The organism is Pseudofrankia coriaricola, assembly GCF_032027725.1.
In the GTDB taxonomy this organism is placed as follows: Bacteria; Actinomycetota; Actinomycetes; order Frankiales; family Frankiaceae; genus Pseudofrankia.
Genome location: NZ_JASNFO010000011.1, coordinates 148,777 through 158,337, shown reverse-complemented (window position 1 = coordinate 158,337; position 9,561 = coordinate 148,777). Strand labels below are relative to the sequence as shown.

The window sequence follows — 9,561 nt, the reverse complement described above, 5'->3', positions numbered from 1 at the left end:
GCGAGCTCGAGCTCGACGGCGTACCGCGCCCGGGCATCGGCGGCCAGGGACGGGAGGTGGCCGGTGGGGAACAACCCCGGGGCCGGCGCGACGCCGCGCAGCAGCTGCCGGGCCAGGTTCACCTTGTGAATCTCGGTCGGGCCGTCGGCCAGGCCCATGTGGAACGACTCCAGCACCCACCGGCCGAACGGCATCTCCGTGGAGACGCCCAGGGAGCCGTGCACCTGCAGCGCGCGGGACGCGACGTCCATCAGCACCTTGGGCATCGCCGCCTTGACCGCGGCGATATCGGCGCGCACCTTGTCGTAGTCGTTGTACCTGTCGATGCGCCAGGCCGTGCGCAGGACGAGCAGCCGGAACTGTTCCATCTGGATCCAGGAGTCGGCGATCATCTCCTGGACGAGCTGCTTGCGTCCGAGCATCTCGCCCTTGGTAGTCCGGGAGACCGCCCGCTCGCACATCATTTCGAACGAGCGCCTGACCAGCCCGACGGTCCGCATCGCGTGGTGGATGCGGCCGCCGCCCAGCCGGGTCTGCGCCACGGCGAAGCCGGCGCCCCGCTCGCCGAGCAGATGATCCGCCGGGACGCGTACGCCCTCGTAACGGATGTAGGCGTGGATGCCCTCATGTTCGTCGTGCCCGGACACCCCCACATTGCGGACGATATCGATGCCGGGGGTGTCCGCCGGGACGACGAACGCCGACAGCCGCCGGTGCGCCGGTGCGTCCGGGTCGGTGACCGCCATCACGATTAGAAACGAGGCGAACCGGGCGTGCGAGGAGAACCACTTCTCCCCGTCGATCACCCACTCGTCACCGTCGAGGCGGGCCAGGGTGGTGAACCCGGTCGGATCGGAGCCGCCCTGCGGTTCGGTCATCGAGAAACAGGAGACGATCCGGTTCTCGATCAGCGGTTCCAGATAGGTCTTCTTCAGGTCGTCGGTGCCGTAGTGCGCGAGGATCTCGGCGTTTCCCGAATCCGGCGCATGGCAGCCAAAAACGACCGGGCCGGAATGGGTACGCCCGAGGACCTCGTTGAGCAGCGCCAGCTTCACCTGCCCGTAGCCCGGGCCACCCAGCTCCGGGCCGAGATGGCAGGCCCACAGCTTCCGTTCCCGGACCTGGTCCTGCAGCGGCGGGATCAGCTTCGCCCGTACCGGGTCACGCACGTCCCAGGCGTGCTCGATGACGAAGTCGAGCGGTTCGACCTCCTCGCGGACGAACTCCTCGGCCCACTCCAGCTCGCGCGCATACTCCGGATCCGTCTCGAAGTCCCAAGCCATGCCGCCTTGCCTCCTACGGTTGCTCGAACGTCTTTCTCGGTGACAGGCGTTCTTCTTCGATTCGCTCCTGCTGACTTAGAGCCTGTCCTGAATCTTGATGGGCCTTAACTGTCTGTGGCCGCTCGGGGTGCCCAGCGGGCGACTGGTTTGCCTCGGGCGAGGCGGCGGGCCATGGTGCGGATGAGCGCCCAGTGGATGAAGGTGACCGAGCTGGTGGGGTCGCGTTCGTAGTCGCGTGCGAGGCGGCGATGGGCGGTGAGCCAGGCCAGGGTGCGTTCCACGACCCAGCGTTTCGGCAGTGCCTGGAAGCCTTTCTGGCCGTCTTTCTTCCGGACGATCTCGATCGTGGTTCTGAGGATGTTGGTGGCCCAGTCGACGAGCTTGCCCGCGAAGCCGCCGTCGGCGAACAGGTGCCGGCAGGTGGGGGTGGTGAAGTAGTGATCTAGCAGCAGTTGGCGGGCACCGTCGCGGTCCTGGCGGCTGGCCGGGACGACGAGTACGGCCAGCAGCAGGCCGAGGGTGTCGACGACGATGAACCGCTTGCGGCCGTTGATCTTCTTCCCGGCGTCGTAGCCGCGGGTGGTGGCGGTGACGGTCTGGGCACCCTTCACGGACTGGGAGTCGATCACGCCGGCGGTCGGCTCGGTCGCCCTGCCCTCGGCCTAGCGGAGTGCGTCGCGTAACCCGTCGTGCACCGTGATCGTGACTCCTTTCTTCTTCCACCGGTCGAAGAAGCCGTAGACGGTCTTCCAGGGCGGGAAGTCCGCCGGCAGCGCCCGCCACACGATCCCGTTGTGGGTCACGTAGAGCAGTGCGTCGACGACGTCGCGCCGGTCGTGCTTCTCCGGGCGGCCGTCCTTCGGGGCCGGTGGCAGCAACGGCGCCACGTACGCCCACTCCGCATCGGACATATCGGAGAGATACCGGGGAGATCGACCCATGTCCCGACCGTGACCAACCCGCCCCCTCCGGTCGCGTCGCCATGCCGGCAAGATCAGGAACAGGCCACGGCCGGTACATGCCATCAAGATTCAGGACAGGCTCTTATCCGCGGCGGCGTCGCGGCCGCCGTCTCGAGGAGGTCCTCATCGCCGAGGTCGGGGCCAGGAGTCCTCGTCGTCGGATCGCAAGTGAGTCGTCCCGTCGCTCAGCTGATGAATCTTCCTATTTGCCGTGGCCCGAAACGTGGATCGTCGAGTGCCACCGCAGAGAGAACGCAGGACCTCGCATTTGTGATGCGAGTTCGTCGTGATGACGAGGCGTCGTGGCATGTCTGGCGCGCGCAGGCGCTCTGACCAGGACCGTCACCGCCAGCCGGTGGGTTGGACGATGTGCGGGGCCGCCTGTGTGTGGTGTGGGGATGTAGCGGTAGTGAGGCGCCGGTAAGGCTGCCACGCCGCCGGACTCCCGTTCGCCGATCTCACGCTGCGTTACGGCCCGTCGAACGGCACCAACGGATCGATGACGCCGACGTGACGCCGAACGGAACGACACAGGCCGGCACTGTCACGCACAGTACGGGATGAGCGTACGGCGACGAACGCCTATAACACCTCGCCCGCCAGCAAGGACATCACTAAACGGCACGCCACGGCATACGGCGAATCTCTACGACAACCCGCATATGTCAGGGAGAGTCATCCTCACAGTCCCCGGGCCATGGGTCCGAGCCCCACCCGCCCCACCACGCTGCGTGACGAGACATCTAACCTGGGCGAATAGGTTAGTTCTGTGAACCCTCGTTGGGTCGAGGTGCGGGAACGCCGAGGCCAGAGGCCAGTGCTCCCGGTTCGAATCCCAGTTGGCTCCAGAGCAATCGACTACAGCGAGTAGATATGCGCGGCCTCGCGGCGAGCGAGCCACGGTCGCAGGCACAACCACGGGCGGGCCGCTGGAGCGGCTGTTCCTCTCCCATCGCACGGTCGGCTCGCACCTTCACCGGATCTTCCCGAATCTCGGCGTCACTGGGCGGGCGCAGCTCGGTGCCGCGCTCGCCGCGCTCGGCTACGCGGCGGACTAGCCCGGACCCGCGACCCGTCCTCGTGACCACGACGGCTCGACCGGCCGAGATTCGACCGACCAAGACTCAACCGGCTGACACAGTCAACATGCGGATTCGCGCGCGCGGTCGACGGCACACGCTGAGCAGGCAGTTTCGAGACCTGCTCAGGAGGACTGATGAACTGGCCGAGCCCACCCAGGACCCACCTCGCGACACTGCGTCGCAAGCTCGCCGTCGCGGCCGTGACGGTGCTGACCGCGCTGGTGGTCGCCGCCGTGCCGGCAGCCTCCGCCGGTGCCTCGCAGTCAGGCGCACCGAAGCCGACGATCGTCCTCGTGCACGGGGCGTTCGCGGACGCCTCCGGCTGGAACGAGGTCGTCGAGCGGCTGCAGCGCAGCGGTTACACCGCCTATGCGCCGGCCAACCCGCTACGCGGCCTGGCGTCCGACGCGGCGTACATCCGTTCGTTCCTGTCCACCGTCCGGGGCCCGATCGTGCTCGTCGGGCATTCCTACGGCGGGGCGGTGATCACGAACGCGGCCACCGGGAACCCGAACGTCAAGGCACTGGTCTACGTCGCTGCATACGGTCTCGACCAAGGCGAGTCGGTGGCCGCGGCCAACTCGCTCGGCGGTGGGCACACCGACCTCACCGAACACCTTGTCGTGCGTCCGTTCCCCGGTTCCGGCGACCAGAACGGCGACGCTTACGTCGACCCGGCCGAGTTCCCTCGCATCTTCGCCGCCGACCTGCCGCGGCAGGAGGCTGAGGTCCTCGCGGCGGCCCAGCGACCCGGCGTCCTGTCGTCGCTGCTGGAGCCGTCGGGCGTGCCCGCGTGGAAGAAGATCCCGTCCTGGTACCTCGTCGCGTCCAACGACAACCTGATCCCGCCGGTGGCGGAGCGGACCATGGCGGCGCGCATGCACGCGACGACCGTCGAGATCGCCAGCTCCCATGTGGCGATGATGAGTCATCCCGCCGATGTGGTTCGTCTCATCCGCGCGGCGGCCGGGCGATGACGGCCTCGGAAGCGCCACGGACCATCGTGTTCGTTCACGGGCTCTGGCTCACGTCCGAGTCGTGGCAGGGATGGCGTGCCCGGTACGAGGCCGCCGGGCACCGCACCCTCGCGCCGGAGTGGCCAGGCATGGGCCTGCCGCTCGACGAGCTTCGCCTGGCGCCCCGCGCGAGCCGGGTCGGCCTCATCGAGATCGTCGACGCCTACGCCGCGGTCATCAACCAACTCGACGAGCGACCCGTCATCATGGGCCACTCGATCGGCGGCCTGCTGGTCCAGCTCCTGCTCGACCGCGGCCTCGGCTCCGCCGGCGTGGCCATCTCGCCCGGCGGCGTCAAAGGCGTCGCGCGAATCCCGCTCAGCACCGCCCGCAGCGGCCTGGCCGTCCTCGGCAACCCGGCCAACACGCGCCGCACCGTCGCGCTGACGAGGCGCCAGTGGCACTACGCCTTCGCCAACACGCTGAGCCGCGCCAAATCGGACGAACTCTGGGAACGGTACAGCGCCCCGACGCCGGGCCGGCCGCTGTGGCAGGCGGCGACCGCGACCCTCAACCCTCGCGCCGCCAACAAGGTCGACCTGCACAACGCCGACCGGCCTCCGCTACTCATCCATGCCAACACCGCCGACCACACGGTGCCGGCCTCGCTCGCCCGCGCGGCGTACAAGGTGCAGCGCAAGACGGGTGCCGTCACGGAGATCCACGAATTTCCCGGTCGGCCGCACCTCACCGGGCTCGTCGAGGGCTGGGAACAGGTAGCCGACGACGCACTCGACTGGGCGCTGGGGTTCCCGACCGGACCTATCGCGGCACCCGCCACGACCGCGACCGCGCACCCCATAGGGAAACACCGATGAGCTTCGTGACCACCGCCTACGGTACCGACATCTACGTCAAGGACTGGGGTGAAGGCCGCCCCGTGATCCTCGCCCACGGCTGGCCGCTCAGCAGCGACAGCTGGGAGGCACAGCAGTACCACCTCGCCGAAAACGGATTCCGGGCCGTCGCCCACGACCGGCGCGGCCACGGCCGCTCCACCCAGACCTGGCACGGCAACGACATGGACCACTACATTCCCACGCTGGTTATCCACGGCGACGACGACCAGGTCGTGCCATTTCCTGTCGGGGGCGGGGCCTCCGCCGCGATCGTCAAGGGCGCGGCCCTGACCGTCTACGAAGGCGCTCCGCACGGCATCACCGACACCCACAAGCAGCAGCTCGCCGACGACCTGGTGCAGTTCGTCAAAAGCTGACCGGCAGCGCTCGCAGGGGCCGGAGCGCTCCGGCCCTTGCGAACGCGCCGCATCGGCACCGGTGAGAGGTCACACCACCCCCTGGGAGGACGTACAGCCATGAAGGACATACGAGTGACGCACATAGGCGGTCCGACAACGCTCATCGAGGTGGGCGGCTGGCGCATTCTCACCGACCCGACGTTCGACGCACCAGGGCGCCGCTATTCGTTCGGCTGGGGCACCAGCTCCCGCAAACACACCGGCCCGTCGCTGCAACCCGACGACCTCGGCCAGGTGGACGCCGTACTGCTGACGCACGACCATCACGCCGACAACCTCGACGACCGCGGTCGCGCCCTGCTCGCCCGAGTGCCGTCCGTGATCACCACGCGGCCCGGGGCTCGCCGACTCGGCGGCACCGCGCGTGGCCTCGCGCCCTGGGAACACACCGAACTCGAAGCGCCGGGGCGGAACACCATCACCGTGACAGCAACCCCCTGCCGCCATGGCCCCCCACTGAGCCGGCCCGTCGCCGGGCACGTGATCGGGTTCGCCCTGCGTTGGGCGCGGCAGGAACACGGCGTCTTCTGGATCACCGGCGACACCGTTCTGTACCGGGGCCTCCGGCAGGTGCCACGCCGGCTGACCGTCGACACCGTGCTGCTCCACCTCGGCGCGGTCCGGTTCCCCATCACGGGCCGGCTGCGCTACAGCATGACCGCGGCCGAGGCCGTAGAACTGTGCGCACTGCTGCGTCCGCGCACAGTCATCCCGGTGCACTACGAGGGCTGGGAGCATTTCAAGCAGGGCCGCGAGGCCGTCGAGAAAGCATTCGCGAATGCGCCCGACGGGCTCGGCGAGCGTCTGCACTGGCTGCCCCTGCATCCCGCAGAACACGCCTGACCCGGATCCCAATACGCAGTGCGTGCGGTGCGGCTCGCGGGGATGCCTCGTGACCTGCATCGTTTGCTTCGGGCCTGGGGACGGGGACGTGTAGCCGGGTCGGGCCGACCAAAAACCGAGGTGGCTGCCTGTCGGTGCCGCCGCGAGACGGTGGATATTCGGTCGACTCCCTGAATCGACCAGCTCGTGCACGACCTGGCCAGCCACGACACTGACGACGACATCGCGCTCCTGGCCGTTCAGATCGCCGGCGGAGCGAGACCGCCCGACGGCACCCGACAGCCAGTCGGTCGACTGCGTCTGCCCGCGTCGGACGGCCGTCAACTGGCTGAGTAACCGCGCGCGGCGAGCGCTTCAACGAGCTGCGTCCGCCCCCTGATGCCGAGTTTCGGGAAGATCCGGTAGAGGTGGGAGCCCACGGTGCGATGGGAGAGGAACAAGCGCTGGCCGATCTCGCGGTTGCTCAACCCGGCCGCCGCAAGCAGCGCGGTTTGCAATTCCTGCGCCGTGAGCTGCTCCGCCGAAGGCAGCACCCGTCCCACGCTGTCCTCGCCGGCGGCGCGGAGCTCCTCTCTCGCGAGCTTGCCCCAAGCCACAGCTCCGAGCCCGTCGAAGCCGTCGCGGGCGGCGCGCAGCGGAACCCGTGACTCCAGGATGCGCTTGCGTCTGCGTAGCCATGCCCCATGAGCGAGCTGCAGCCGAGCACGGTGCACGGGCCAGGCGCCGAGGTCCATGGCCAACGCGCGATCGAACGCCTGGCCGGCGTCGGCCTCCGGCGCCAGCACCGCTCGGGCATAGGCGAGCGATCGGTGCAGCATCGGCGAGGGGAAGCGCGCGGCGCGCGCCTCGGACCGCGAAACGATCTCCTGGATCTCGTCCCGCCGACCCGAACGGACGGCTGCGTCGGCGAGATCTGGCAGTGCCCATCCCGACATGTCGATGTGGTGCGTCGGGTCGGCGGGGTCGAAGACCCGGGCCAGGATGTCGAGCGCCTCGTCGTAGCGCCCGGCGGCGTTCGCCGCCACGCCTCGCGCGTGCTGTGCCGCCTCGGCGGCGAAGCGCACCCCGACGACGAGCGGGCTGGCGAGTACCGAGTCCGCGAGCCGGAAAGCGTTGTCGCTGTCGCCGCGCATGGCCTCGTGCAGCGCCTGGCTCGACCGGGTGGCGCAGACCCAGAAGTGGTCGCCCGTCTCCTCGGCCAGCGTCTCGGCCTCCTCGAGCTCGGCCCGGACGGTCGGCCACCGGCCCAGCCACAGGCGGATGAAGCCGGCCGAGGCCATCGTGCGGGCGAGCAGCGCGGCCCGGCCCTGAGCGCGGTACCCGGCGGCTGCGGCGCCCATGAAGGACGACGCCGTGACGAAGTCACCGAGGATCAGCGCCGCGCCGCCGAGGAAGTGTAGGCCGTCGATGTCGGTGCGGTCCGGTACCAGGGTCGGGAGCCGCCGCAGGACGCCCGCGCCGAGCACGTCGGACTGCGCGTACGCCTCGATCGCGAGCGTCCGCGGGTCGTCGTCGGGTAGGCCGAGGGTGCCGAGCACGGTGGTGACCCGGGCACCGACGTCCGGGGGAAGGCTCGCCCACCAGCAGCGCGAAGCCGCCCGCCAGCAGAGCGCCGCCGCGAGGTCGGTGTTCCCGGCCGCCCGAGCCTCGGCGGCGAGATCGCAGAGCGCGTCGATGCGCCCGGTATCCCGCACGTCTCCGGGCTCGACGACGTCGCGTACCAGCGCCAGCCGCCCCCGATCGACGACATCGACCTGCGCCGGGTCCACCTTCGCGACGAGCTGCACGGCAACGACCCGGTCGTGCAGCTGCGAGGCGAGTTCGGCCGCCTGCAACAGCAGGGACGAGCGCCGGGCCGGATCGTCGGCGAGTTGTGAGGCTCGGTCGAGATCGCTGACCGCGACACCGAGCGCACCACGTTCCATGGCTCGACCGGCAGCCGCCTCCACCTCGTCGCACGCCCGTTCGTCCGGGCCCAGCGTTGCGGCGGCGCGGTGCCACGCACGGCGGTCGGGATCGTCGGACCATGCGTCGGCGAGCGCGGAATGGATCGTCAGCCGCGCGAAGTCCGGCACGGACCGGTAGACCGCCGACCGAGCGAGCGGGTGTCGGAACCTCAGGCGTCGTGCCTGAATCCGTACGAGGCCGGCTTCGATGGCCGGCTGGATGTCGCCGGTCACGACCTCGCCGCTGGTCAACGTCCGTGCCGTGGTCAACAGGACCGGTAGCGGGCATCCGGTGTCGGCGGAGAACACGGCAAGCACCGCGCGGGTCGGCTCGGGCAACCGCGAGAAATGGCCCGCGAACGCGCTTTCCAGCCGTTCGTTCAGCGGAAGGAGCTCTGGCAGGTCATCGCCACGCTGGGCGGCGGCGGTGAGGCAACGGGGCAGCTCCACTAGCGCCAGTGGATTGCCAGCCGCCTCGGCGAGTATCCGGTCCCGGAGGCCGGATGTGAGCCAGGGGGCGTTGTCCGCAAGTACCCGGTGCGCGGCCGCTTCGTCGAGCTCTGCCACGCGCAGCTGACCGAGGCCGGTTCCGGCGAGGACGTCACTGTGCTGTGTGCGTACCGCCATCACCGCGGCGATCGGCTCGGCAGTGAGGCGGCGCGCGACAAAGACGAGGACGCCGAGAGTCTCCGGATCCAGCCAGTGAGCATCCTCGACGAGGATGAGCAGCGGAGTTCGTGCGGCCCTTTCCCCGAGCAGCTCGAGGACCGCTAGGCCGACGCTGAACAGGTCCGGCCGGCTGTCTTCATGCCCGAACGCGCCGCGTAAGGTTCGCTGCAATCTGGGGGTCAGTGCCGCCAGGTCGTCGAGCACGGGACCGAGCAGCTGGTGCAGCCCGGCAAACGGCAACGTCGACTCCGCCTCCGCGCCGTTTGTCGACAGGACGGCGAGGCCGAGCTCGACGGCGCGGCGCCGGGCAGCAGCAAGGATCACCGTCTTGCCGATGCCGGCATCCCCCCGCAACACCAGTGCCGATCCCTGACCTGCGGCCGCTGCGACAAGTAGGCGGTCCACAGCGGCCAGTTCACGATCCCGACCGTGCAACGCGCATTGTCCGCGACGCGGAGTCGGCCGCGTTCGCGGCCCGGACACCACGGCATCCGACCCGGCA

At 69.6% G+C, this 9,561-nt stretch carries 7 protein-coding genes and 1 pseudogene; 5 read left to right on the top strand and 3 right to left on the bottom strand.

Features of this window, described 5'->3' with window-relative positions; translation table 11 throughout:
- The coding region (locus tag QOZ89_RS08150) for an acyl-CoA dehydrogenase family protein (protein WP_312623431.1) at positions 1-1,283 on the bottom strand (1,283 nt) is incomplete at its 3' end.
- 104 nt (positions 1,284-1,387) lie between these two features.
- Positions 1,388-2,224 (bottom strand): annotated as a pseudogene (locus QOZ89_RS08145) (IS5 family transposase).
- A gap of 860 nt (positions 2,225-3,084) precedes the next feature.
- Here QOZ89_RS08145 and QOZ89_RS08140 point away from each other — a divergent pair.
- The 5 genes from QOZ89_RS08140 (at position 3,085) to QOZ89_RS08120 (ending at position 6,444) form a co-directional block, all read left to right on the top strand.
- Positions 3,085-3,303, top strand: a complete 219-nt coding sequence (locus tag QOZ89_RS08140; RefSeq protein WP_083419261.1) for a hypothetical protein — start codon at positions 3,085-3,087, stop codon at positions 3,301-3,303.
- Positions 3,304-3,461: 158 nt separating this feature from the next.
- The gene (locus tag QOZ89_RS08135; protein ID WP_071051197.1) at positions 3,462-4,304 is read left to right on the top strand and encodes an alpha/beta fold hydrolase; all 843 of its coding nucleotides are present in this window, start codon (positions 3,462-3,464) and stop codon (positions 4,302-4,304) included.
- Positions 4,305-4,330: 26 nt separating this feature from the next.
- A complete protein-coding gene (locus QOZ89_RS08130; protein WP_241842015.1) occupies positions 4,331-5,161 on the top strand; it encodes an alpha/beta hydrolase in 831 nt (276 codons plus the stop codon).
- Positions 5,158-5,559, top strand: a complete 402-nt coding sequence (locus tag QOZ89_RS08125) for an alpha/beta fold hydrolase (RefSeq protein ID WP_071051195.1) — start codon at positions 5,158-5,160, stop codon at positions 5,557-5,559. Before QOZ89_RS08130 ends, QOZ89_RS08125 begins: the two co-directional genes overlap by 4 nt.
- A 114-nt stretch (positions 5,560-5,673) precedes the next feature.
- Positions 5,674-6,444, top strand: a complete 771-nt coding sequence (locus QOZ89_RS08120; RefSeq protein ID WP_312623429.1) for an MBL fold metallo-hydrolase — start codon at positions 5,674-5,676, stop codon at positions 6,442-6,444.
- Positions 6,445-6,764: 320 nt separating this feature from the next.
- Here QOZ89_RS08120 and QOZ89_RS08115 read toward each other — a convergent pair whose 3' ends face one another.
- Positions 6,765-9,542 carry an ATP-binding protein gene (locus QOZ89_RS08115; RefSeq protein ID WP_312623428.1) on the bottom strand — a complete coding sequence of 926 codons (2,778 nt, stop codon included), beginning with the start codon at positions 9,540-9,542 and terminating at the stop codon, positions 6,765-6,767.
- Positions 9,543-9,561 lie beyond the last annotated feature (19 nt).